Origin of the sequence: Microbacterium sp. NPDC080220, from assembly GCF_040686395.1 — a bacterium.
Taxonomy (GTDB): domain Bacteria; phylum Actinomycetota; class Actinomycetes; order Actinomycetales; family Microbacteriaceae; genus Microbacterium; species Microbacterium gawkjiense.
Genome location: NZ_JBFBOP010000002.1, coordinates 74881 through 98695, shown reverse-complemented (window position 1 = coordinate 98695; position 23815 = coordinate 74881). Strand labels below are relative to the sequence as shown.

Here is a 23815-nt window from a genome sequence, read left to right as displayed (position 1 = left end):
GCGGTATCCATTCCGATGAATATGGATGCCGCGGCCGCGGGAGCGTGCGAGGGATCAGCTCGCGGGCGCCACGGCGCGCAGCGCGTCCGTCCAGGGCATCACGGGGCGCCCGATGAGGTCGGTCAGGTCGGACGAGGCGACGTCGAGGGCGCCGCGGGCGATGCCGCCGTCGAGGGCGACGACGAACCCGACGGTGCCCTCGTCGAGCCCGAACGACGCCAGCCGCGCCGCCAGCTCGTCGGGGGTCGCCGGCGCGTAGACGACCTCGCGCCCGAGCACCTCGCCCATGGCGGCGGCGATGTCGGCGTAGGTGGCGCGGGGTCCCGCGAGCTCGTACGTGCGGCCGAGGTGCCCGTCCTCGAGAAGGACGACCGCGGCGGCGTCGGCGTAGTCCGCTCGCGCGGCGGCGGCCACGGCGGCGTCGCCGACGGCGGCCGACAAGACGCCCGTCTGCGCCGCGCCGGCCAGGTCGCCGGCGTAGTTCTCCATGTACCAGTTGTTGCGCAGGATCACGGCGGGGATGCCGCTGGCCGCGATCGCCTCCTCGGTCGCCTTGTGGTCGGGGGCGAGGACGAGGTCGACGGTGTCGGCGTGCGAGACGCTCGTGTAGACGAGCTTCGCGACACCGGCGCGGGCGGCGGCGTCGATGACGGTCAGGTGGCCGGCGAGGCGCCCGCCCGGCTCCGAGCCCGAGATGAGCAGCACGCTGTCGACACCCTCGAGGGCGGCGTCGACCGACTCGGGCACGGTGTAGTCGAGCGGCACGACGCGCACGCCTCTGTCGGCGAGGTCGGCGGCCTTCGCGACGGTGCGGGCTCCGGCGACGATGCTTTCCGGGGCGGCGCCGCGGGCGAGCAGTGCGTCGACGACGAGGTGTCCGAGCTGGCCGCCGGCGGCGGTGACGAGGATGGTCATGGCGAATCCTTTCGATGATCGCGCGATGCGCGCGACAGCCGGGACAACCCCCACCGGCCCCCCATGCATTCCGATCGGAGGGTACCCACTTTCAGGTAAGCTGCTGACGTGTCGGTGAGTTTCGAGCGGATGCGGCAGGAGTCGCCGGGGATCTTCAGCGAGGCGTGCCCGTCGCGTGTCGTCCTCGACCACGTCATGAGCAAGTGGGGCGTCCTCGTCCTCCTCGCGCTCACCGACGGCACACGCCGGTGGGGCGAGCTGCGTCGCAGCGTCGACGGGATCAGCGAGAAGATGCTGGCTACGACGCTGCGCACCCTCGCCGCCGACGGGATCGTGGCGCGCACGTCCTACCCCGAGGTCCCGCCCCGCGTCGAGTACTCCCTGACCCCGCGCGGCGTCGAGCTGATGGAGCGGATGACGCCCCTCATGACGTGGATCCAGGCGAACGCCGACGAGCTCGTCGCGCGCTGAGCCCCGGCATCCGCGGCCGTGTCAGGATCGAGATCATGACTGTTCTCGGTACCAGCGATCTGACCGTGTTCCCCCTGTCGCTCGGCGGCAACGTCTTCGGCTGGACGGCCGACCGCGACACGTCCTTCGCCGTCCTCGACGCCTTCACCGGCGCCGGCGGCGACTTCATCGACACGGCGGACGTCTACAGCGCGTGGGTCCCCGGCAACTCGGGCGGCGAGAGCGAGCGCATCATCGGCGAGTGGATGGCCTCGCGGCGGCCCGAAGGCGTCGTCGTGGCGACCAAGGTCTCGAAGCACCCCGAGTTCCCCGGCCTGTCGGCGGACAACGTGCGCGCGGCCGCCGAGGCGTCGCTCGCCCGGCTGGGCGTCGACACCATCGACGTGTACTACGCGCACGCCGAAGACCCCGACACCCCGCTCGAGGAGACCGTCGCCGCTTTCGGCGCCCTGGTCGCCGACGGTCTCGTCCGCTACCCGGCCGTGTCGAACTTCTCCGTCGAGCGCACCCGCGAGTGGGTTCGCCTGGCGCGCGAGCAGGGGGTCGCCGAACCCATCGCGACCCAGCCCGCCTACAACCTCGTCGACCGCGCCGTCGAGCGCGACGTCGTCCCGACGGCGGCCGAGCTCGGCCTGACCGTCGTGCCGTACTACGCCCTCGCGAGCGGATTCCTCACCGGCAAGTACCGCTCCGCCGACACCTCGGGGCAGTCCTCGCCCCGTGCGGGATCGGCGGCGAAGTACGCGACGCCCGACGGGCTCGCCGTGCTCTCCGCGCTCGACGACGTCGCGGCCGCCCACGGCGTCTCGGTCGCCTCCGCCGCCCTCGGGTGGCTGCGCGCGAAGGGTGCCGTCCCGATCGCCTCGGCCTCGCGCGTCGACCAGGTCGAGGGCCTCATCGCCGGCGCGACGCTTGAGCTGGCCCCCGACGAGGTCGCCGCGCTCGACGAGGCCTCGGCACCGTTCGTCGGCTGACCGACCCGGGACGGATGCCGCCGGTCGCCTAGCCTGGACCGGTGGCATCCGTCCTGAACATCTCCGCCTACCTCTTCACGCCGATCGACGACCCCGCGTCGCTGCGCTCCGAGCTGCAGGAGCGGGTCGACGCGCGCTCGCTGCGCGGCACGATCCTGGTCGCCGAGGAGGGCATCAACCTCTTCCTCGCGGGACCGGCGGAGGACGTCCGCGGGTTCGTCGACGAGCTGCGGGCCGAGGAACGGTTCGCCGCGCTCACGACGAAGGAGAGCTGGTCGGCCGAGCAGCCGTTCCGCAAGATGCTCGTCAAGCACAAGCGCGAGATCATCCGGATGGACCGTCCCGCGATCCGACCGGCGGCCGGACGCGCCCCGGCGGTCGACCCCGTGACGCTCCGACGATGGCTCGAAACCGGCCGCGACGACGACGGCCGTGAGGTCGTCCTGCTCGACACGCGCAACGCCTTCGAGGTCGACCACGGGACGTTCGCCGGTGCGCTGGACTGGCGCCTGGAGAAGTTCACCGAGTTCCCGGATGCCGCGGCCGCGCACCGCGACGAGCTCGTCGACAAGACCGTCGTGAGCTTCTGCACCGGCGGTATCCGCTGCGAGAAGGCGGCCCTCGTCCTGCGGGAGGACGGCATCGACGCGCGTCAGCTCGACGGCGGCATCCTCGGGTATTTCGAGCACGTCGGCGGCGACGGGTTCGACGGCGACTGCTTCGTCTTCGACGAGCGGCGCACCGTCGACGCGCGCCTGCAGCCCACCGGCTGAGCAGCGTCCGAGGCGGGCGTTAGCCTCGACCCATGCACCGGCTCACGAGGGACGAGGCCCGCCGCATCGCGGTGCGCGCGCAGCTGCTCGACGCAGACCGGCCCGGCGACGTCGTCGAGGTCGCCGAGCAGATCGCCGCGATCAAGATCGACCCGACGGCCGTCATCGCGCCAAGTGAGCAGTCGATCTGCTGGTCGCGCATCGGCTGGGCCTACGAGCCGGGGCAGCTGTCGAAGGCGGTCGAGGGGGACCGGCTGCTGTTCGAGTATGACGGGCACTTCCGCCCGGCATCCCTCCTCCCGGCTCTCCGCGCCGTCATGCCGGGGCGCCGCCTCGGCGGTTCGACACGCCAGTACCTCGAGTCCAACGCCGCCTTCCGCGCCGAGATCCTGCGACGCCTCGAGCGGGAGGGGCCGCTGCCGGCCTCGGAGATCCCCGACACGAGCGTGGTCCAGGCGAAGAACGAGAGCGGCTGGTACGGCGCGAACCAGGTGCCGCGCATGCTCGAGCTTCTGTCGTACCTCGGCGACGTCGCCATCAGCGGGCGGATCGGCCGCCAGCGCGTGTGGGACCTGCCCGACCGTGTCTACGGTGCACGGGATGCCGAGATGGACCCGGCCGACGCCGAGGACGTTCTGGCGGCACGGCGGCTGCAGGCGTTCGGCATCGCGCGCGAGAAGTCGTCGTGGTCGGGTGTCGGCACGGCGGGTGAGCCGGCCGAGGTCGAGGGCAGCGCGTGGCGCTGGCGGGTCGACCCCGAGGCGCTCGCCGCCCGGGGCGATGATCCGGGCGGGCGGGCGGCGATCCTCAACCCGTACGACCGCATGCTGTTCGACCGCCCGCGCCTGACCGAGCTGTTCGAGTTCACCTACGTCCTGGAGCAGTTCAAACCGAAGCATCAGCGGGTCTACGGCTACTTCGCGCATCCGATCCTCGCCGGCGACCGCTTCGTGGGTCTGCTCGACGCGGCGCTCGACAAGAAGAAGGAGAACCTCGTGGTCTCCGCCGTGCACGAGCTCGTCCCCCTGGACGATGACGAGCGCGAGATGGCGCACGCCGAGGTCCGGGACCTCGGCGAGTGGCTCGGGGTCCCGGTCCGCGGATTCGACTGAGTCCGGCGGCGCTCAGCGCGCCAGGCGCAGCGTGACCAGCTGGAACGGCGACAGCTCGAGGCGGACCGCGTCGCCGGCGGCATCCCGCAGCGCCGTCGCCGCGATCGGGCGTTCGAGCAGGTCCGTCTGCACAACGCCGGTCGCCCGGAAGCCCGGGACGAGGTGCGCGGTCCGGCTCGAGCCGAGCGCCTCGTAGAGCCGCACGATGACGTCGCCCGACCCGTCGTCGGCGAGCTTGACGGCCTCGACGACGACGCCCGGGTCGTCGAGCTCGAGGAGCGGGTCGACCTCGCGCGCGCCCTGCAGGTGGACGGCCGGGAGGTTCAGTCGCAGCCCTTCCGCGACGGCCGCCGCGACGGTGGCGCCCGGGAGCACGGACAGGCGGAAGGTGTGTGCGCCCTGGTCGGCTTCGGGGTCCGGGAACAGGGGCGCCCGCACGAGGGTGACCCGTGCGACCGTCCGCGCGCCCCCGTCCGAGCCGGGCGCGCGCTGCACGTCGTGGCCGTACATCGCGTCGTTGGCGATCGCCACGCCGTCCTCGCCCTCGGCCACGCGGATCCAGCGGTGCGCGACGGTCTCGAACCGGGCGGCATCCCACGTCGTGTTCATGTGGACAGGCCGCGACACGTGGCCGAACTGGATCTCGGACTCCGCGCGCTCGGCCCGCACCCGCAGCGGGAAGGCGATCTTCAGCATCTTCTGCCGCTCGCGCCAGTCGAGCCGCAGCGCCACCTCGAGCGCGCCGGACGCGGGGTCGACGCGGTAGCGCTGCTCGGCCGACGACGATCCGAACCGGCGTCGGACCACGAGGTCGGCCCCGTCGACCGTGATTTCGTCGGCCGCCTCGAGGACGGTCCCGAGCGCGCCGTCCTCGACGTCGATGTTCCACGCGTCCCAGTCCCGCGGGGTGTCGCGGAACAGGTGCAGCGCGCCACCGGGGTGCGCGGGGTCGATGAGCTCGCGGCCCGTGGCGAGGTCGACGGCGCCCACGACGAGTCCTCGCGCGTCGATCGCCCAGTCGAACCGGGGATGCCGGAACCGCCAGCCGTCGCCGTCCGTTTCGGGCAAGACGACGGGAGCGGATGCCGCGGCCCCGACGGCGAGCGCCGGTGCGCCGCCGAGCGCCACCGGCGCGGCGTTGGCCGCGAGCGCCCGCTCGCCCTCGCCCACGAGCGAGCGCAGGGCGGTGTCGATGATCTCCCGCAGCTCGTCCGCGACGCGGGCGTACGTCGCCTCGGCCTCCTGGTGGACCCACGCGATCGAGGTGCCGGGCAGGATGTCGTGGAACTGGTGCAGCAGGACCGTCTGCCACAGAGCGCGCAGCCGCTCGGCGGGGTAGGTTGCGCCGGTGCGGACCGTGTCGAGCGTCGCCCAGAGCTCGGCCGCCCGCAGCAGGTGCTCGCTCTCGCGGTTGCCGCGCTTCGTGCGCGCCTGCGCGCTGTAGGTGCCCCGGTGGTACTCGAGGTAGAGCTCCCCGGACCACACCGGCGGCGCCGCGTACTCCGCCTCGGCGTCGGCGAAGAACTGCGCCGGCGAGCCCAGGCGCACCTTGGGGGACCCCTCGAGGTCGGCGGTGCGGCGCGCGGCGGCGATCATCTCGCGGGTGGGTCCGCCGCCGCCGTCGCCCCAGCCGAACGGCACGAGCGAGTGCGTCGCGTGCGCCTTCTCGGCGAACTGACGCTCGGCGCGGGCGAGCTCTGCCGCCGACAGGTCGGAGTTGTACGTGTCGACGGGAGGGAAGTGGGTGAACACGCGGGTGCCGTCGATGCCCTCCCACAGGAACGTGTGGTGCGGCATCCGGTTCGTCTCGTTCCACGAGATCTTCTGCGTGAGGAACCAGCGCGAGCCCGCCGCGGCGATGATCTGGGGGAGCGCGGCCGAGTACCCGAACGAGTCCGGCAGCCAGACCTCGAGCGGCTCGACGCCGAACTCCTCGAGGAAGAACCGCTTGCCCTCGACGAGCTGGCGGGCGAGGGCCTCCGATCCCGGCATGTTCGTGTCGGATTCAACCCACATGCCGCCCACGGGCGCGAACCGGCCCTCGGCGACGGCCCGCCGCATCCGCTCGAACAGCTCGGGGTAGTGCTGCTTCATCCACGCGTACTGCTGCGCCGACGACGCCGCGAAGACGAAGTCGTCCTCGGTACGCATGAGGTCGAGCACGTTCGAGAACGTCCGCGCGACCTTGCGCACGGTCTCGCGGACCGGCCACAGCCAAGCCGAGTCGATGTGGGCGTGCCCCACGGCGGTCAGCTGATGCGAGGTGGCGGATGCCGGGGCGTCGAGGGCGTCGCGCAGTTCGGCGCGCCCCGCGGCGACCGTACCGGCGACGTCGTCGGGGTCCACCGCGTCGACCGCGCGGCCGAGCGCCGCCAGGACGCGGGCGTGACGGGTGCGGTCGGGGTCGAGCTGCTCGACGAGTCCGCGCAGGGTCCAGATGTCCTGCTGCAGCTCCCACACCGTCTGATCGAGCAGCCCCAGCTCCAGGCGCCGCAGTCGGTAGATGGGCTCCGCGCCCGCGGTCCGCTTGTCGCCGAGCGGGGTCGCGGCGAAGGTGAACGTCCCGGCGACGCTGGGATTGCCCGCCGCCTCGATCCAGAGGTCGATCTCGTCGCCCTCGACGGGGACGGCGGTGTTGCGCGGCTCGATCGCCTTCACGATCGACCCATCGGGGCGGAACACGAGCGCCTCGGCCTGGAACCCCGGACCGGAGCCGTCGAAGCCGAGGTCGACGACGATCTCGGGACGGGTGCCCGGCACGTCTCGCCAGGAGTCGGGCACGCGGCCGGTGACGTGGAACCACACCGTGCCCCACGGCTTGCCCCACTCGGTGCCGACGGCGAACGGCGCGTACTCCTGCCGGATCGCCTCGGCGAAGGGCACGGGCTCGTCGGGGACCTCCCACGCCGCGATCGTCACGGGGGCGGTCTCGCGGTGCAGGGCGGGGGGCAGCCGGTCGCGCACGAGCCGGTCGATGCGCTGCAGGGCCAGGTGGTCGTTGCGGTGCATGCGGGTTCCTTCGAGATCGGTGCGGCGCGGGAGCCGGGACGGGTCAGCCCTTCACGGCGCCCGAGAGGGCGAACGAGCCCCCGAGGCCGCGGGTGACGAGGAGGTAGAGCCCGAGGACGGGGAGCGAGTAGAGCAGGGAGTAGGCGGCCAGGCGTCCGTAGGCGACGGTGCCGTACTGCCCGAAGAAGGCGTAGATCGATACCGCGGCGGGCTGCCAGTCGGGCGTCAGCAGGAGGACGAACGGCACGAAGAAGTTGCCCCAGGCCTGCAGGAAGACGAAGACGAAGACGACGCTCAGGGCGGGGCGCATGAGCGGCACGACGATCGTCCACAGCGCGCGCATCGCGCTCGCCCCGTCGACCCAGGCGGCCTCTTCGAGGCTCACCGGTACCGAGTCCATGAAGTTCTTCGTCATCCACAGCGCCATCGGAAGGGCGCTCGCGGCGAGGAACAGCGCCACCGCCCACGGCTGGTTGATCAGCCGGACCTGCACGAACAGGCTGTAGACGGGCACCATGATCGCGGTGATCGGCAGGCAGCTCGCGAAGAGCACGGAGTAGAGGAACGGTGCGTGGAACCGCGACCGGTACCGCGAGAGCGGGTAGGCGGCGAGGACGGATGCCACGACCGTCACCGCGGCCGCACCCGTCGAGAGCAGCAGGCTGTTCACGAGCGGGCGGAGCGTCAGCTCGGGGGTGAGGACGTCGGCGAAGTTGTCGAGGGTCGGGTCGGTCGGCCACGCCACGCGATAGGTCGCCGCCGAGTCGATCGAGGCGAGGACGACCCACGCGAGCGGCGCGGCGAACACGATCCCGATGATCACGAGCACGAGGTTCGCCCAGAACCGCGTCGCGCCGCGTCGCGGTGAGGCGACGCTGGGCGCACGGGGGGTGCGCCGGGTCGCGGTGGCGACGGTCGCGGTGGCGGTGGTCACGCGACACCCCCTCGGCGCCGCAGCGACACGACGTACGCGATCGAGAAGACGGCGCCCAGGGCGAGCATGACGATCGCGATCGCGTTGCCGTACCCGATGTCGCCGAACGAGAAGGCCTCGCTGTAGGCGAGCACGGGGAGGGTGCGCGACAGGTCGCCCGGGCCGCCCTTGGTCATGACCCAGATGAGGGTGAACACCGACAGGGTCTGCAGCGTCGTGAGCAGCAGGTTCGTGAAAATCGTCCCCGAGATCATCGGCAGCGTGATGTAGCGCAGCCGCTGCCATGTACCGGCGCCGTCGATCATCGCCGACTCGGTGACCTCGGGCGGCACGTCGTCGAGCGCGGCGCGGTAGATCATCATCGAGAACGCGGTGCCCCGCCAGGTGTTCGCGAGGATGACCGCCAGCAGCGGCAGGGCGTAGAGCCAGTTGGGTCCCTCGATCCCGACGAGCGACAGCGCGCCGTTGAGCGTCCCGTCCGCGGAGAGGAACGCGTAGCCCACGAAGGCGGCCACGATCTCGGGCAGGACCCACGCCGTCACCACCAGGACGCCCACCGTGCCCGCGACGACCCTGCTGCCGGCGCGGAACAGGACCGCGAGCAGCAGCCCGAGGACGTTCTGCCCGACGATGGCCGAGCCGATGACGAAGACGACGGTCAGCAGGACCGACAACGGCAGCACCGGATCGGTGAACAGCCGGGCGTAATTGTCGAGGCCGATGAACTCCGGCTTCGCAGCCCCCACTCCCGTCAGGGCGCGGTCGGTGAAGGAACCGACCGTCGCCCACACGATGGGGCCGGCCAGGAAGACGAGGAGGAGGCCGACGGCGGGGAGGAGCGGGAGCGCGCGCGTCGGGGAGAGGCGCATGTCGACCCGACCGTGGCCGCGGCGGCGGGGCGACGCGCGGCGGTCCTGCTGCGGCGCGAGCGTCGTGCTCACGGGGTCATCCGGTGATGACCCCGTCGTCGCCGACGATCTCGCGGACGGCGTCGTCGTAGGCGGCGGCTGCTTCGGCGGGCGACTGCTGTCCCGTGATGACCGCCTCCGTGGCCTGCTGCGCCGCGACCGAGATCTTGGGGTAGTCGCTGTTCGCGGGTCGGAAGTGCGTCACCGAGACGGCATCCGTCACCGCGCCGACGAACGGGTTGGCCTCGAGATACGTCGGGTCCTCGGCGACGTCGGAGCGCACCGCGATCTGCGCATTGTTGATCGCGTACCAGAGCGCGTTCTCCTTGTTGAGGACCGTCGTCATGAAGTCGAAGGCGAGGTCGGGAACGTCCGTCTGCGCCGATGCCGCGAGGGTCCACCCGCCCGACATGCTGACGCCGCCGGGCGCCTGTCCGTCCTGCGTCGGGAAGAGGGCGACCCCCATCGTGTCGGTGTACTCGGGCCACGGGTACTGACCGCCCTCGGCCCAGAACGACGGGGTGTACGAGCCCTCGACGGTCGCCCCGAGGGTGCCCTTCGGGAACCACTCGCCGAAGACGGCCTGCCACACGTTCGGGTCGAGGGCCTGATCGGCGCTCACGGCGTAGCCCTCGTCGTAGAGGGTCTGCAGGAACGTCAGCGAGTCGATGAAGCCCTGCGATCCGACGACCCACTTGCCCGCGTCGTCGTCGTACAGGCCGGTGCCCTCGCCGGTGCCGTAGAGCAGCTCGTAGAAACTCTGCATCACGGTGCCCTCGCCGGTCCCGGTGCCCGCGTACATGTTGAACGGCACGACGTCCGGCTGGCTCTCCTTGATCGCGGCGGCGGTGGCGAGGATGTCGTCCCAGCTCTCGGGCTGCCAGGGCGTGGCGATCCCGGCCTTCTCGAGGACGTCCTTGTTGTACCAGATGACCCGCGTGTCGGTGCCGAGCGGCAGGGCGTAGGTCCCGCCGTCCTCGCCCTTGCCGGCGTTCCGGCCGGCCTCGTCGAACATCTCCCAATCGGCCCAGTCTGCGAGCTTGTCGTCGAGCTTCAGGAGGTAGCCGGCCTCGGCGTCGCTGCGGACGGTGAAGGTGTCCTCGTAGAAGACGTCGGGGGCGGTGTCGGGCGAGGCGAGCGAGAGCTGCAACCGGGTCTTGTAGTCGTCGTCCGTGGCGGTGATCGGCTGCAGGTCGACGGTGATCCCCTCGTGGGATGCCTCGAACTCCTCCTTCGCCGTCTTCATCAGGGTGTCGAGCACCTCGAACGAGTCGGTCTTCGCGTAGACGACCGTGACGGTGTCACCGTTGCTTTCGCCTTCCTCAGCGGAGCACCCGCCGAGGAGGACGGCAGCGGTCGCTGCGGCGATGGATGTGACGACGGTGCGAGCTTTCACGGTGCCCCCTTGCTCCGGATCGTGGCGTCCACGCGCGACGACGGGACACGGTAAGTCAAACCGATGGACATAGCGGAGTCAAGACGCCTCGCGGCGTCGGACGCCGGACTCACGCAGACGGCACCAGAAGCGAGGTCGGCCGGGGCGTCAGGGCCTCGTCGAGGATGAGGCACGCGGCGCCGATCGCCCCGACATCCGACCCGAGTGCGGTGCCCGCGATCGAGAGGGGATGGACCCCGCGTGCGACGCGCATCTCGTCGAGGAGCGGGGGGATCGCCTCGGTGAAGGTCGGTCCGACGCGGTCCCAGAGCGGACCGCCCATGACGATGCGGTCGACGTCGAGCAGGTTGGAGACGACGGCGAGGGCGCGGGCGACGTGCACCGTGCACCGCTGCAGCAGGTCGCGGGCGCGCTCATCGCCGTCCTCGGCCATGCGGACGAGCCGGGTGAGCGCGGCATCCACCCGCGTCGGGTCGTCGGACTCGCGGTCCGCCTCGAGCACGCCGCGGCGCTCGGCCTCCTCGACGAGGGGGAGCGGCGCGCACGTGACCGCGATGCATCCGCGCAGTCCGCACGCGCACGACGGACCCTCGGGGTCGACGACGATGTGCCCGATCTCGCCGGCGTTGCCCGACCCGCCGCGGACGACCTCGTCGCCGACGACGAGTCCCACGCCGAGCCCGGTGCCGAGGTACAGGAACGCGAAGTTCGGGGCCCCACCGGGAGCGGCGACCCACTTCTCGGCGACGGCCGCCGCCGTCACGTCCTTGTCGAGCACGACTGCCAGCCCGGTGGCCTCGGCGATCGCGTCACGGAGGGGGACACGGTCCCAGCCGAGCAGGTTGGGCGGGTCGACGACGATGCCGCGGTCGGCGTCGATCGGTCCGGGCGCGGCGATCCCGAGGCCGACGATCCGGCTGCGGTCGATCCCCGATTGGGACAGCACGGCGTGGATGTCCTCGATGAGGACGGCCACCGTGTCGGCCGGGTCCTGTGCGCGCGGCGTGGCGCGGGCGTGGCGGGCGACGACCTCGCCGTCGATCGACAGGACGACCACCGTGATGAGTCCCGGATCCAGGTGGACGCCGACGGCGTAGCGGCTGCTTCCGACCAGTCGCAGGGTCGTACGCGGCTTGCCGCGCCCCGAGCTCGTGCGGCCGGCCTCCTCGACGATCCCCGCATCCAGCAGGCGCTGAACGATGTTGGACACGGTCTGTGCGGACAGCCCGGTGGCGTCGGCGAGCTCGACGCGGCTGTGTCCGCGGGACCGGCGGATCTGGTCCAGGACGACAGCCTCGTTGTAACCACCGACGCTGGGTTGATTGGCGCCGCGTCTGGCCATGGGTGAACCTGCTTTGCTCCGGGGGTGCGGTGGCTTGAGCGTAGCGCGCCGCGTCCACGGCGGCGATCCGACGCCGCGGCTACATTCGAGGCATGGCATCTCCCTCCGCGCTTCCTTCCCGCACGCTCGACGACGGCGCCGTCCTGCGCGCTGCGGCGCCCGGCGACGAGGCCGGCATCCTCGCCGCGATCCATGCGCTCGCCGTGTACGAGCGCGAGCCGGATGCCGTCCGCACGACGACGGACGATCTCACCGCCACCCTGTTCGGCGACGATCCGAAGGCCTTCGCCCACGTCATCGAGCGAGACGGGGGGATCCGCGCCATCGCCGTGTGGTTCCTTACCTACTCGACCTGGACCGGACGCCACGGCATCTGGCTCGAGGACCTCTTCGTCGATGAAGCGGACCGGGGCCGCGGGTACGGCACGGCGCTGCTGTCCTCCCTGGCCGCCGTCGCACTGGAGCGTGGCTATCCGCGACTGGAGTGGACGGTGCTCGACTGGAACGCGCCCGCCGTCGGCTTCTACCGGTCCATCGGCGCCGAAGCCATGGACGAGTGGACGACGCAGCGGATGACGGGCGACGCGCTCGCCGCCCTCGCGCGGCGCTGACCGCGGCGCGTTCGCCGACTCAGCTCAGCGGCGAGATGGTGACCGGCTCGCCGAGGCCCGACAGCTGCTGCGTCAGCGTCGCCGCCCGCCCGAGGAATCCGGTGGTCGACTCCGCCGCGACGGGACGGAAGTCCTCCGTCAGCCACAGCGTGTAGGCGTCGATCGGGATGCCGTACCAGTCGTAAGCCGCCGTGCTCTCCAGACGGTAGGCCTCGATGGACCCGTCGGGCGTCTCGACCGGCTCGGGTGCGGCCGAGACCGACCAGGCGTCGCCGCCGCCGATGAGGTCGCCGAGGAAGCCCGGGTCCGAGAAGACGCGGTACGCCTCCGCCGCGGTTCCGGCTGCCTGCTCGGTGGGATCGGCGGAGTCCGGATCGGCGACGACGGGCCCGTCGCCCTCGTCGATGAGCATGTCGCCGTCGACGAAGCTGATGGCCACCGGCCCGCCGCCGGTCTCGAGGTCGCCACGGAACTCGAACATCGGGTCGTAGTGGTACGAGATCTCTCCGGCGAGCTCGTCGCCGGAGATGGTGAGCGTGCCGGTGTCGTAGCGCACGAGGACCGCCTGCAGGCAGGGGCCGAGGTCCGACCCGGCGACCGTCCCGGAGGCGAGGTCGAGCGTCTCGCACTCGACGGGCGTCTCGACGACGGGCGCGCCGGCCGTCGCGTCGGGGGTGGGGGACGCGGAGGCGGGCGGTGCCGCAGATGCGGATGCCGAGGCGGTCGGCGACGTGCTCGGGGCGGGGGTCTCGGCGGCCGAGCACCCCGCGAGAGCGAGCACGGCGGTCGCGGCGAGCAGGGGCAGGGCGGGGGTGCGCACGATGCGGCTCCTTGCGGGGGACGGGTCGGCAGTCGCGGACGAGCCTATCGCCGCTTCTATCCGTTCCTCCGTCGCTCGTGCAAGCCCCTGGAGAGGACGAACGCATCGGGAGCACGATGGGCGGCACGATCACGACGAGAGGAAAACCGTGGCCAGCATCATCGAGACCGTCGATGTCAGTGTGCCGGTGTCCACCGCGTACAACCAGTGGACCCAGTTCGAGTCCTTCCCGCACTTCCTGAGCTACGTCGAATCGATCACGCAGATCGACGACACGACGAACCGCTGGAAGGTGAAGATCGGCGGCGTGGAGCGCGAGTTCACCGCGCACATCACCGAACAGCATCCCGACGAGCGTGTCGCGTGGAAGAGCGTCGACGAGGATCACGCCGGGGTCGTCACCTTCCACCGGCTGAGCGACACCGAGACGCGCGTCACGGTGCAGCTCGACTGGAAGCCCGAGGGCTTCGTCGAGACCGTCGGCGCCGCCATCGGCATCGACGACCACGCGGTCAAGAAGGATCTGCAGAAGTTCAAAGAGTTCATCGAATCCCGCGGCGCCGAGACCGGTGCCTGGCGAGGCGACGTGGGGTGAGCGGACGGCCCGTCCTTCCGCTCACGGCGGCCCGGTGGTGCATTCCACCGGGCCGCCGTGGCACGGTGGAGGCATGACCACCCTCTCCGTCGAAGGCCGCGCTCGCCGCCTTCGCGAACTCCACGCCGCCCCCGAGATCCTCCGTGTCGTCAACGTGTGGGACGTCGTCTCGGCCAAGGCCGTCCTCGCCCTCCCGGACACCCGCGCGATCGCGACGGCCGGGCACTCGATCGCGGCATCCTTCGGCTACGACGACGGCACGATCCCGCTGGAGACCACCCTCGACATGGTGGGCCGCATCGTCGCCGTCGCCGGCGACATCCCCGTCACCGCCGACCTCGACGACGGCTACGCCGACACCGGCGACACCACACGCCGGGCCATCGGGGCGGGCATCGTCGGCGCCAACATGGAGGACCGGCTGCGCCCGTTCGACGAGTCGGTCGCGCGCGTCGCGGCCGTCGTCGCCGCCGCCGAGGCGGAGGGCGTGCCCTTCGCCCTGAACGCCCGCACCGATGCGTTCGTCCGCGGCGGCGGCCGCCCCGTCGAGGAGTCGATCGCCGACGCGATCGCGCGCGGACGCGCCTACCTCGACGCCGGCGCCGATGTCGTCTTCGTGCCGGGGGTCCTCGACGCCGAAACCACCTCCCGCCTCGTGGAGGGCATCGGCCGGATCAGCGTCATCGGGCTGCCCGGTGCCCTCACCGCCGGCGAGTACGAGAAGCTCGGCGTCGCCCGCATCTCGTACGGCCCCCTCACCCAGCGCGTCGCGCTCACCGCGTTCCAGGACGTCGCGGCCGATCTCTGCCGCGACGGGGTGATCCCCGAGGGCACCCGCGCCCTGAACTGACGACGGATGCCGCGCCCCGCGCGCGGGCCGGACGAACCCCGCGTGGTAGGCTCTCCCGTTGGAAGCGTGTCCGAGCGGCCGAAGGAGCATGGCTGGAATCCATGTAGGCGGGGTAACTCGTCTCGCAGGTTCAAATCCTGTCGCTTCCGCCACAACGAAGCCCCGCACCCGAGTGGTGCGGGGCTTCGGCGTTCCCGCCGGGGCGGCTCAGCGGCGCACCGGTGTCTCCTCGGCGAACGTCGACCCCGGGCGGATGACCAGCGATCGCGGCAGGAGGCGCGCGATCCGACGCCGCGGCGCCGCGACGGCCGAGTACAGCCCGGCGCGGACGGCGGCGGCATCCGTCGCCATCGCCGCGCCCTCGTCGCCGAACGATCCCGGCGGGGCGTAGCTGGCGCGTTCGACCGCGTCGACGAGTCGCTCGACGGCGTCGGCGGGGGCGCCGTGGTGACGACGCAGGCGGGAGCCGAACGCGCGGGGCGACTCGGAGTCGGGCACCGGGATGCCGAGATCGATCGCGGCGTCCTGCACGAGACGCCATGCCGCCACGGCGCTGCCGGCGCGGGCCTGTGCGGTGCGACGGCGGGTGACGGCGGCGCTCGTGAGCGCGGGTACGGCGAGCACGACGAGGATCGCCGCGACGATGCCGACGACGGGCAGCGCTCGCGTGACCGAGGCGGTCGAGGTGGGCGTGGTGCCGGCGGTGGGGTCGTCCTCGGGCCGCGGTGCCGCCGACGCACTCGAGGTCGGCTGCGGCGTCGAGCTCGCCGTCGGTTCGGGTTCGGGCTCGTTCGAGCCGTCGTCGTCGGAGGCGAACCGCTGCGCGGTGCCGAGACTCTTCGTCGGCTCGAACCCGACCCAGCCGATGCCCTCGAAGAAGACCTCCGGCCAGGCGTGCAGCTGCGCGGTCGTCGCCTGGTAGACGCGTTCGTCGTCGACGACGTCGCCCGTGGCGAGGCCCGGGAGGAACCCCACGACGACCCGCGAGGGCATGTCGAGCGACCGGGCCATGAGGGCGAACGCCGAGGCGAAGTGCACGCAGTAGCCCGATCGCACCTGCAGGAACCGCGAGACGGCCTCGACACCCGGTCCGTCGAACCCGTCCTCGACAGGCGCCTCGAGCGAGTAGTCGAACTCCGGTCCGCGGAACCAGGACTGCAGCGCCAGCAGCCGGTCGTAGTCGGTGCCGGCGTCGGCGGTCACCTCGGCGGCGAGGGCGCCGATGTCGTCGGGCGTCTCGGCCGGGAGCCCCCGCGCGTCGTCGGGGCCGCCGCGCGCCTGGGCCGCGCGGGCCTGCTCGATCGTGGGCGCGGGGCTGCGGGTCACGACGTCGAAACGCTGACCGCGCGCCGCCGAGGAGGGGGACACGACCGTGCCGTTCTCCGCCGCGATGCGCCAGGTGCCGCTGAGTCCTTCGAACGACACGGCGTCGGCCGGCACGGGCAGCTGCGCCGACGAGAGATCGAGCACCTCGACGGTCCGCGAGGACTCGACGATCTCGATTCCCTCCGCCGCGGAATCCTCGGGTGCCCACTCCTCGACGGGCACGGTGCGGGCGCGGTCGGGACGCCACGACCCGCCCTCGAGCTCGGTGAGGGTGGCGACCCGCAGGTACGAGGGTCCGCCGCTCGCACTCCACTGGCGCACGACGGGGACCTCGGCCGGGCGCCGCAGATCGTCGCCGAGGTTGAGGCTCGCGTCGATCCTCGTGCCGCCGCCGAACCCGCCCGCGGGGGCGACGGCCGTCGGCAGGACCGGCGCGACGATGACGGCGATGACGACAGCGGATGCCGCGATCACGGCGGCCACGCCGCCGACACCGCCCCGGGGCGCGGCGGGCTGCAGCGCGCGGTGCCGCGCGCGCGTCTCGGTGCGCATGAGCCACAGGAGCGCGAGGGCGAGGAGCGCGAACGCCCACAGGTCGACCGCGCGGGGGACGGCGATCGTCGGGATGAGCCAGACGGCGATCAGTGCGATACCGCCGAGGAGCGGCATCCGCGCCGTCAGGACGACGTGGTCGAGCGCGATGGTCAGCACTCCGACGGCGCCGACGATGAGGAACGTCAGCGACGCCGAGGCCTCGAGGGGCGCGACGCCGACGGCGATGTCGGAGCTCGCGATCTCGAGCAGCCGCGGCACCCGCGCGAACGCCTCACCGGACGGGATGACGAGCAGCCACGCGACGTCGGAGAAGAACACCGCCGTCATGATCGCCGTCCACAGCGCCAGGAGGGCGAGGGTGACCACGCCGGCCACGAGCCGGAGGCGCCGCAGGAGGTAACCGGCGCCGAGGAGGAGGGCCGAGAGCACGAAGGCGAGCGCCGCCCACGCACCGCCGGCGATCACCGAGAAGAGCGGGATGAGCGCCGCGACGATCGCCAGGAGCGAGGCGATCGTCGACGGACCGTCGTGGCGGGGCCGTTCCACCTCGATCCGGTCAGTCGACATGACCGCGGCCTTCGGGGAACCCCGCCATGCCCGACCACAGGGTGTCGATCTCGTCCTCCGGTTCGAGCCGGTGGACGCGCCAGCCGCCGTCGCGGGCGATCCGCATCGCCTCGGCCGACCCGCCGAGCGCGAACAGCACCGGGAGGCTGCTGTGGGTGACGATCGGAAGGAGGGCCGCGGCATCCTCCGCGTCGATCTCGCCGGTCGCGACGACCACAGGGCCGAGGGTCGTCCCGGCGAACAGCGTCGAGAGGGTGCGGAGGTTCCCGTCCCGTCGCGCGGTGAGCGTGGCGAAACCCGTCGTGAGCGCCTCGAGCGCCGTCGTGTCGCCGCCCTCGAGCGGCTCGGCGATCTCCGAGCCGTCCACGTCGACGATCGTCACGCTGTACCCCTCCTGCACGAAGCGGTGCCCGGCCGAGACCACGATCGAGACGGCCGCCTCGAAGCCCGCGTCCTCGCCGGGGGAGCGCAGGGCGTCGCCGCTCCACCGCGTCACGCTCCGGTCGAAGACGATCACGGCCTCCGGGTTCGACTCGCGCTCCTCCTGACGCACCATGAGCTCACCGCGGTGCGCGCTGGCGCGCCAGTGGATGCGGCGCATCGAGTCGCCGGGCGCGTACACGCGCGGGATGAGGTTGTCGGCGCCCTGCCCGAGCTTGTCGGTGACGGACTGCATCGTGCCCCCGGCGGCTCCCGGGAGTTCCTCGAAGGCCTCGAGCGGAACGACGGCGGGCGCGATGGTCAGAGGGACGGTGCCGCCGAGCTGCTGACGCCGCCGGCTCAGTCCGAACGCATCGGTCGTCTCGACGACGAGGGGGCCGATGGGGCGCACGCCCCGGCGCCGGGCCTGCACCCGGTACGAGATGTCGACGCTGTGCCCGCCCGAGACGAGACCCGACCGCAGCGCGGGGTAGACGCCGCTCGGTTCCCCGTCGACACCGCGGGGCAGTCGGTCCTGCCACATGCCCACCCCCGTCGGGAGGACGGTGCGCGCCTCGACGTGGGTGCGGACGTCGACGTCGCCCCCGACGTTCGCCACGGCGGGCGCGAACGAGCGGCGCACGCCGTCGTCGCGGTGTCCCAGCCAGAGCGACGCGAACGAGACGCCCACCGCCGCCAGCAGCAGCACGCCGAAGAAGACGAGCGCCGGCACGGAGAAGATCTGGGCGCACACGAACGAAGCGAGTCCGACCAGGACCGCTCCTGTGCCCCGAGGGGTCAGAGGCCATCGCGTCATGTCGTCGGACCGCTCAGCGCGCGGCGACGGGGACGCGCACCGAACGCACCACCGAGTCGAGCACCGACGTCACGAGGTCGGCGCCGCCCCGGCCGCGCGCCATCGCACCGCCGCGGGCGGCGATGAGGCGGTGGGCGAAGACGGGTTCGAGCAGCGTCACGAGGTCGTCGGGGATCACGTACTCACGGCCCTCGAGCGCCGCCCACACCTTCGCGGCGCGGACGAGCTGCAGCGTCGCGCGCGGGCTCGCCCCCAGCCGCAGGTCGCTGTGCTCGCGCGTCGCCCGCGAGAGCGCGACGGCGTACTCCTCGACGGCGGGGGAGACGTGCACCGAGCGCGCCCAGGCGATGAGGGCGGCGACGCGTTCGGCCGAGATCACGGGGCGTATCGCCTCGAGCGGGTTGCCGCTGTCGCGCTGGCGGAGCATGAGCGCCTCGTTCGCGGCATCCGGGTATCCCATCGAGATGCGCATCATGAAGCGGTCGCGCTGCGCCTCGGGAAGGGCGTAGGTGCCCTCCATCTCGAGCGGGTTCTGCGTCGCGACGACGAGGAACGGGTCGGGGAGGACGCGGCTCGTACCGTCGACCGTGACCTGGCGCTCCTCCATGGCCTCGAGGAGGGCCGACTGGGTCTTGGGCGACGAGCGGTTGATCTCGTCCGCGATGACGACGTGGGCGAAGATCGCCCCCGGCTTGAACTCGAACCTGCCCTCGGACTGGTCGTAGACGCTCACCCCGGTGACGTCGCTCGGCAGCAGGTCGGGCGTGAACTGGATGCGGCGCACGGTCGCCCGGATCGAGGCGCCCAGCGCGCGGGCGAGCATCGTCTTGCCGACGCCCGGGACGTCCTCGATGAGGAGGTGCCCCTCGGCGAGCAGGCACACGAGCGCGGCGCGGACGGCGTCCGGCTTGCCGTCGATGACCTGCGACACCGAGGAGATGAGGGCATCGGTGGTCTCGGCGAACACCGCGGCATCCACTCCGGTCGCTGCCCGTGACGTGGAAGCGCCCCCCGGCGCCGTCATCGTCGTCTGGTCGTCGGTCATCCGTCCCCCTCACGCGGTCGGCGCATCAGCGCGCCCGACCCGATGCTAACCCGCCCGTCACGGGCGGGCGCCCGACGTCGGGTAGACTTGCAGCAGCTCTCCGCGAGACGGCATCCAGGCCAACTCCCCCAGGACGGAAACGTAGCAAGGGTAACCAGGCTCTGCCGGGTTCGCGGAGAGTCTTTCTTTTGCCCGGCGCCTCCCAGCCCGCCCATCGGCCGCGACCCTAGGCTGGGAGCGTGGCTCAGAGCATCTACATCACCTCCGCGGAAGGTCACTCGGGCAAGTCGACGATCGCCCTCGGCGTGCTCGACACCCTCAGCCGCCGGTCGCCTCGCGTCGGGGTGTTCCGCGCGATCGCGCGCTCGACCGAGGAGCGCGACTACGTGCTCGAGATGCTCCTCGATCACGACGGCGTCGACCTCGGCTACGACGAGTGCATCGGGGCCACCTACGACGAGGTCCGCGCCGACCCCGAGGCGGCCCTCGGCCGCATCGTCGAGCGGTACAAGGCGGTCGAGGCCCAGTGCGACGCGGTCGTCATCGTCGGCAGCGACTACACCGACGTCGGCAGTCCCGCCGAGCTCGGCTACAACGCCCGCATCGCGGCCAACCTGGGGGCGCCCGTCCTCGTGGTGCTGTCGGGGCAGGCCGCCGACGGCGAGCGGCAGACGGATGCCGGTGGGCTGACACCCGCCCAGGTCGGCAACCTCGCGACCCTCGCGCTGTCCGAGATCACCCACGAGCGCGCCGGCATCTTCGCCGTCGTGGTCAACCGCGCCGACCCCGCGCACCTCGACGACATCGTCGCGGCCGTCCGCGCCGTCCCCGCCGCAGCGGGCGACATCGGGGTCTGGGCGATCCCCGAGGACGCCTACCTCGTGGCCCCGTCGGTCGGCGACGTCGCCCGTTCGCTCGGCGCGACGCTCGTGAAGGGAGACGAGGCGCTGCTCGACCGCGAGGTGCTCCACGTCGTCGTCGCGGGAATGTCGCTCAACAACGTCCTGCCGCGGCTCGAGGAGGCCGCGATCCTCGCCGTGGCGGCCGATCGCACCGAGGTGCTGCTCGCGGCGCTCCTGGCCAACGCGTCGGGGACGTTCCCCTCGCTGTCGGGCATCGTCCTCTACGGCCCGTTCGAGCTCCCCGAGCACGTCGAGCGCCTCATCGACGGCCTCGACTCGAACCTCCCGATCCTTGCGACCGATCAGGGCACGTACGAGACCGTGCGCGGCATCATGAGCGCCCGCGGCCGGCTGGCCGCGCACTCGCAGCGCCGGTACGACACGGCCCTGGCGCTGTTCGAGCAGCACGTCGACACCGACGACCTCCTCCGACGCATCGGCCTCGCGAGCTCGCAGGTGGTCACGCCCCTCATGTTCCAGTACGGGCTGATCGAACGCGCCCGGCGCGAGCGTCGCCGCATCGTGCTGCCCGAGGGCGGCGACGACCGCATCCTGCGCGCGGCCGCCACCGCGCTCGCGCGCGGGATCGCCGACATCACGATCCTCGGCGAGCCCATCGAGGTGCACGCGCGTGCCCTCGAGCTGGGTCTCGACATCCGCGCCGCCGAGGTGCTCAGCCCCTTCGACGCCGTCCACGTCGACAAGTTCGCCCGCGAGTACGAGCGCCTCCGCGCGCACAAGGGCGTCACGTTCCGACAGGCCGCCGACACGGTCACCGACGTCTCCTACTTCGGCACGCTCATGGTGCACCTCGGGCTCGCCGACGGCATGGTGTCGGGCGCGGCGCACACGACGGCGCACACCATCCGTCCGGCGTTCGAGATCATCAAGACCAAACCCGGCGTCGACGTCGTCTCGAGCGTGTTCCTCATGGCGCTCGCCGACCGCGTGCTCGTCTACGGCGACTGCGCGGTCATCCCCGACCCGACGGCGGCCCAGCTCGCCGACATCGCCGTCTCGTCCGCGGCCACGGCGGAGCAGTTCGGCATCTCGCCGCGCGTCGCCATGCTCTCGTACTCGACCGGCGAGTCCGGGTCGGGTGCCGACGTCGAGAAGGTGCGCGAGGCGACCGCGCTCGTGCGCGAGCGTGCTCCGGAGCTCCTCGTCGAGGGTCCGATCCAGTACGACGCCGCGACCGACGCGGCCGTCGCGGCGACGAAGATGCCCGGGTCGGATGTCGCCGGTCGGGCGACCGTCTTCGTCTTCCCCGATCTCAACACGGGCAACAACACCTACAAGGCCGTGCAGCGCTCGGCCGGCGCGGTGGCGATGGGTCCGGTCCTGCAGGGCCTGAACAAACCCATCAACGACCTCTCCCGCGGTGCCCTCGTCGAGGACATCGTCAACACGATCGCGATCACCGCGATCCAGGCGCAGAACGCGGATGCCGCGTCCCCGGAGGCCCGCGCATGACCCCCGTCCTCGTCATCAACAGCGGCTCGTCCTCGTTCAAGTACCAGCTCGTCGACGTCGCCACCGAGCGTCCCCTCGCCTCCGGTCTGGTCGAGCGGATCGGCGAGGAGTCGGGCATCGCGACCCACACCGTCTTCCTCGGCGGGGAGGGCGCCGCGGTCACGGCGACGAAGGCCACCTCGCGCATCGAGCGCGCGATCCCCGACCACACCGCCGGGTTCGCCGTCATGCTCGAGGCCTTCGCGGCCCAGGGTCCCTCCCTCGAGAACGCGCGCCCGGTCGCCGTCGGTCACCGCGTCGTGCAGGGCGGCGCGCGCTTCTTCGAGCCGACCCTCATCACGCCCCTCGTCGAGATCAACATCGACGAACTGTCGGCCCTCGCACCGCTGCACAACCCGGGGGCGCTGCAGGGCATCCGCGCGGCGCGCGCCGCCTTCGCCGACGTCCCCCACGTCGCGGTGTTCGACACGGCCTTCCACCAGACCATGCCGGCCGCGGCATACACCTACGCGATCGACCGCGAGACGGCGCAGAAGCACCGCATCCGCAAGTACGGCTTCCACGGCACGAGTCACAAGTTCGTGAGCGAAGCGGCTGCGGCCTTCCTCGGGCGGCCGCTCGCTGAGCTGTCGCAGATCGTGCTGCACCTGGGCAACGGGGCGTCGGCGACGGCCATCCGCGGCGGCGAGTCGGTCGACACCTCGATGGGGCTCACGCCACTCGAGGGGCTCGTGATGGGCACGCGCTCCGGCGACATCGACCCGTCGGTGCTCGGGGTGCTCGCCCGGCGCGAGGACATGGGCCCCGGTGAGCTCGACGCCTTCCTCAACAAGCGCAGCGGCCTCCTGGGGCTCGCCGGCGCGTCCGACATGCGCGACATCGACACCCGCCGACGGGAGGGGGATGCCGACGCGCAGCTCGCCTTCGACGTCTACATCCACCGGCTCCGCGCCTACCTCGGCGCCTACCTCGCGCAGCTCGGCGGCGTCGACGTCATCTCGTTCACGGCGGGCGTGGGCGAGAACTCCGCCGTCGTGCGCGCCGCGGCCCTCGAGACCCTCGGCTTCGCCGGTGTCCACCTGGATGCCGAGCGCAACACGTCGGGCGAGAGCGGCATCCGCGTCATCTCGACCGACGACTCTCCCGTGACGGTCCTCGTCGTCCCTACCGATGAGGAGCTCGAGATCGCGCGCCAGGCCCACGCCGTCGCGACGGCCTGACGTGCGCGGCCGTTACGCTGGTCCGGTGACGATGGCTGAGCTTCCCGACCTCACCCGTTTCGACGGAGTCCTCTTCGACCTCGACGGTGTGCTGACCCCCACGGCCGAGGTCCACATGCACGCCTGGCAGAGCATGTTCACGGAGCTGTTCGCCTCGTGGGGCGTCGAGCCCGCCTACCGCGAGAGCGACTACTTCGAGCACCTCGACGGCAAGAAGCGGTACGACGGCGTCGCGAGCCTGCTGCGCTCGCGCGACGTCGAGGTGCCGTGGGGCGACCCGTCCGACGACCCCTCGGTCGACACGATCTGCGGGATCGGCAACCGCAAGAACGTCGTCTTCGAGCGCGTGCTGCGCGCCGACGGCATCGCGCCGTACCCGGGCTCGCTCGCCCTCGTCGAGAAGCTGCAGGCCGCCGGCGTCCCCATCGCCGTGGTCTCGAGCTCGAAGAACGCCCGCGAGGTCCTGACGGTCGCCGGCATCATCGACCGCTTCCCGGTCATCATGGACGGCGTCGTGGCCGAGTCCGAGCACCTCGCCTCCAAGCCCGCGCCCGACGTCTTCGCGCGCGCCGCCGAGATGCTCGGGGTGGACCCCGCGCGCAGCGCCGCCGTCGAGGACGCGCATTCGGGCGTGCGATCGGCCGCCTCCGCCGGGTACGGTCTCGTGGTGGGTGTGGACCGCGGCGCCGGAGCCCAGGCGCTGCGTGACGCCGGGGCGCACGTCGTCGTGGACGACCTCGCCGTCTTCGCCTGACCCGCGGCATCCCCTGTCGTCCTGAC

20 protein-coding genes, 1 tRNA gene and 1 other RNA gene are annotated in these 23815 nt (G+C 72.2%); 12 read left to right on the top strand and 10 right to left on the bottom strand.

Going from position 1 to position 23815, the window contains the following annotated elements; all coding sequences use genetic code 11:
• Positions 1-54: 54 nt before the first annotated feature.
• Complete coding sequence (locus AB0P29_RS04015) at positions 55-915, bottom strand: NmrA family NAD(P)-binding protein (protein WP_363378678.1); 861 nt, start codon at positions 913-915, stop codon at positions 55-57.
• Between the two features lie 108 nt (positions 916-1023).
• Here AB0P29_RS04015 and AB0P29_RS04010 point away from each other — a divergent pair, with 108 nt between their 5' ends.
• From AB0P29_RS04010 to AB0P29_RS03995, 4 genes are read left to right on the top strand one after another with little or no spacing between them, the layout of a single operon-like run.
• Positions 1024-1386: a helix-turn-helix domain-containing protein gene (locus AB0P29_RS04010; protein WP_363378676.1), complete on the top strand. Its 363-nt coding sequence runs from the start codon at positions 1024-1026 to the stop codon at positions 1384-1386.
• Between the two features lie 35 nt (positions 1387-1421).
• Positions 1422-2360 carry an aldo/keto reductase gene (locus AB0P29_RS04005; RefSeq protein ID WP_363378674.1) on the top strand — a complete coding sequence of 313 codons (939 nt, stop codon included), beginning with the start codon at positions 1422-1424 and terminating at the stop codon, positions 2358-2360.
• A 41-nt stretch (positions 2361-2401) separates the two neighbouring features.
• Complete coding sequence (locus tag AB0P29_RS04000) at positions 2402-3133, top strand: sulfurtransferase (protein ID WP_363378672.1); 732 nt, start codon at positions 2402-2404, stop codon at positions 3131-3133.
• 32 nt (positions 3134-3165) lie between these two features.
• Positions 3166-4245, top strand: a complete 1080-nt coding sequence (locus AB0P29_RS03995; RefSeq protein ID WP_363378670.1) for a crosslink repair DNA glycosylase YcaQ family protein — start codon at positions 3166-3168, stop codon at positions 4243-4245.
• A 12-nt stretch (positions 4246-4257) separates the two neighbouring features.
• On the opposite strand, the gene AB0P29_RS03990 is transcribed toward AB0P29_RS03995, so the two are convergent.
• The 5 genes from AB0P29_RS03990 to AB0P29_RS03970 form a co-directional block, all read right to left on the bottom strand.
• The gene (locus tag AB0P29_RS03990) at positions 4258-7254 is read right to left on the bottom strand and encodes a glycoside hydrolase family 38 C-terminal domain-containing protein (protein ID WP_363378668.1); all 2997 of its coding nucleotides are present in this window, start codon (positions 7252-7254) and stop codon (positions 4258-4260) included.
• A gap of 43 nt (positions 7255-7297) precedes the next feature.
• Complete coding sequence (locus AB0P29_RS03985; RefSeq protein WP_311285461.1) at positions 7298-8188, bottom strand: carbohydrate ABC transporter permease; 891 nt, start codon at positions 8186-8188, stop codon at positions 7298-7300.
• Entirely contained in the window at positions 8185-9129 is a 945-nt protein-coding gene (locus tag AB0P29_RS03980) for a sugar ABC transporter permease (RefSeq protein WP_359919472.1), read from the bottom strand. The genes AB0P29_RS03985 and AB0P29_RS03980 overlap by 4 nt, the downstream gene beginning before the upstream one ends.
• A 4-nt stretch (positions 9130-9133) precedes the next feature.
• Positions 9134-10492: an extracellular solute-binding protein gene (locus AB0P29_RS03975; RefSeq protein WP_363378665.1), complete on the bottom strand. Its 1359-nt coding sequence runs from the start codon at positions 10490-10492 to the stop codon at positions 9134-9136.
• Between the two features lie 109 nt (positions 10493-10601).
• Positions 10602-11834 carry an ROK family transcriptional regulator gene (locus tag AB0P29_RS03970; protein WP_363378663.1) on the bottom strand — a complete coding sequence of 411 codons (1233 nt, stop codon included), beginning with the start codon at positions 11832-11834 and terminating at the stop codon, positions 10602-10604.
• A 92-nt stretch (positions 11835-11926) separates the two neighbouring features.
• Here AB0P29_RS03970 and AB0P29_RS03965 point away from each other — a divergent pair, with 92 nt between their 5' ends.
• Positions 11927-12445: a GNAT family N-acetyltransferase gene (locus AB0P29_RS03965; protein WP_363378661.1), complete on the top strand. Its 519-nt coding sequence runs from the start codon at positions 11927-11929 to the stop codon at positions 12443-12445.
• A 19-nt stretch (positions 12446-12464) separates the two neighbouring features.
• Here the strand turns inward: AB0P29_RS03965 and AB0P29_RS03960 are convergent, their stop codons facing one another.
• Positions 12465-13265, bottom strand: a complete 801-nt coding sequence (locus AB0P29_RS03960; protein WP_363378659.1) for a hypothetical protein — start codon at positions 13263-13265, stop codon at positions 12465-12467.
• A gap of 148 nt (positions 13266-13413) precedes the next feature.
• On the opposite strand from AB0P29_RS03960, the gene AB0P29_RS03955 reads away from it, so the two are divergent.
• The 3 genes from AB0P29_RS03955 to AB0P29_RS03945 all read left to right on the top strand — a co-directional run bounded on the left by AB0P29_RS03955 (position 13414) and on the right by AB0P29_RS03945 (position 14862).
• Positions 13414-13860: an SRPBCC family protein gene (locus tag AB0P29_RS03955; protein ID WP_064003028.1), complete on the top strand. Its 447-nt coding sequence runs from the start codon at positions 13414-13416 to the stop codon at positions 13858-13860.
• Between the two features lie 73 nt (positions 13861-13933).
• Positions 13934-14710 (top strand): isocitrate lyase/phosphoenolpyruvate mutase family protein, encoded by a 777-nt coding sequence (locus AB0P29_RS03950; RefSeq protein ID WP_363378657.1) that lies wholly within the window; start codon positions 13934-13936, stop codon positions 14708-14710.
• Positions 14711-14770: 60 nt separating this feature from the next.
• Positions 14771-14862, top strand: a tRNA-Ser gene (locus AB0P29_RS03945).
• Between the two features lie 55 nt (positions 14863-14917).
• Here AB0P29_RS03945 and AB0P29_RS03940 read toward each other — a convergent pair.
• From AB0P29_RS03940 to AB0P29_RS03930, 3 genes are all read right to left on the bottom strand, one after another.
• On the bottom strand, positions 14918-17158 hold the full coding sequence (locus AB0P29_RS03940) for a transglutaminaseTgpA domain-containing protein (RefSeq protein ID WP_363378655.1): 2241 nt from the start codon (positions 17156-17158) through the stop codon (positions 14918-14920).
• Positions 17148-18332 (bottom strand): DUF58 domain-containing protein, encoded by a 1185-nt coding sequence (locus AB0P29_RS03935; RefSeq protein WP_363378653.1) that lies wholly within the window; start codon positions 18330-18332, stop codon positions 17148-17150. The genes AB0P29_RS03940 and AB0P29_RS03935 overlap by 11 nt, the downstream gene beginning before the upstream one ends.
• Before the next feature lie 76 nt (positions 18333-18408).
• Positions 18409-19440: a MoxR family ATPase gene (locus AB0P29_RS03930; RefSeq protein ID WP_363378651.1), complete on the bottom strand. Its 1032-nt coding sequence runs from the start codon at positions 19438-19440 to the stop codon at positions 18409-18411.
• Positions 19441-19531: 91 nt separating this feature from the next.
• On the opposite strand from AB0P29_RS03930, the gene ffs reads away from it, so the two are divergent.
• The 4 genes from ffs to AB0P29_RS03910 all read left to right on the top strand — a co-directional run bounded on the left by ffs (position 19532) and on the right by AB0P29_RS03910 (position 23789).
• An RNA gene (ffs, locus tag AB0P29_RS03925) (signal recognition particle sRNA small type) lies at positions 19532-19628 on the top strand.
• Positions 19629-19679: 51 nt separating this feature from the next.
• On the top strand, positions 19680-21815 hold the full coding sequence (gene pta / locus AB0P29_RS03920; RefSeq protein WP_064003032.1) for a phosphate acetyltransferase: 2136 nt from the start codon (positions 19680-19682) through the stop codon (positions 21813-21815).
• Entirely contained in the window at positions 21812-23035 is a 1224-nt protein-coding gene (locus AB0P29_RS03915) for an acetate kinase (protein ID WP_363378649.1), read from the top strand. Before pta ends, AB0P29_RS03915 begins: the two co-directional genes overlap by 4 nt.
• A gap of 31 nt (positions 23036-23066) precedes the next feature.
• Positions 23067-23789, top strand: coding sequence for an HAD-IA family hydrolase (locus tag AB0P29_RS03910; protein ID WP_253035247.1), 723 nt, complete (start codon positions 23067-23069; stop codon positions 23787-23789).
• The last annotated feature ends 26 nt before the right edge of the window (positions 23790-23815 follow it).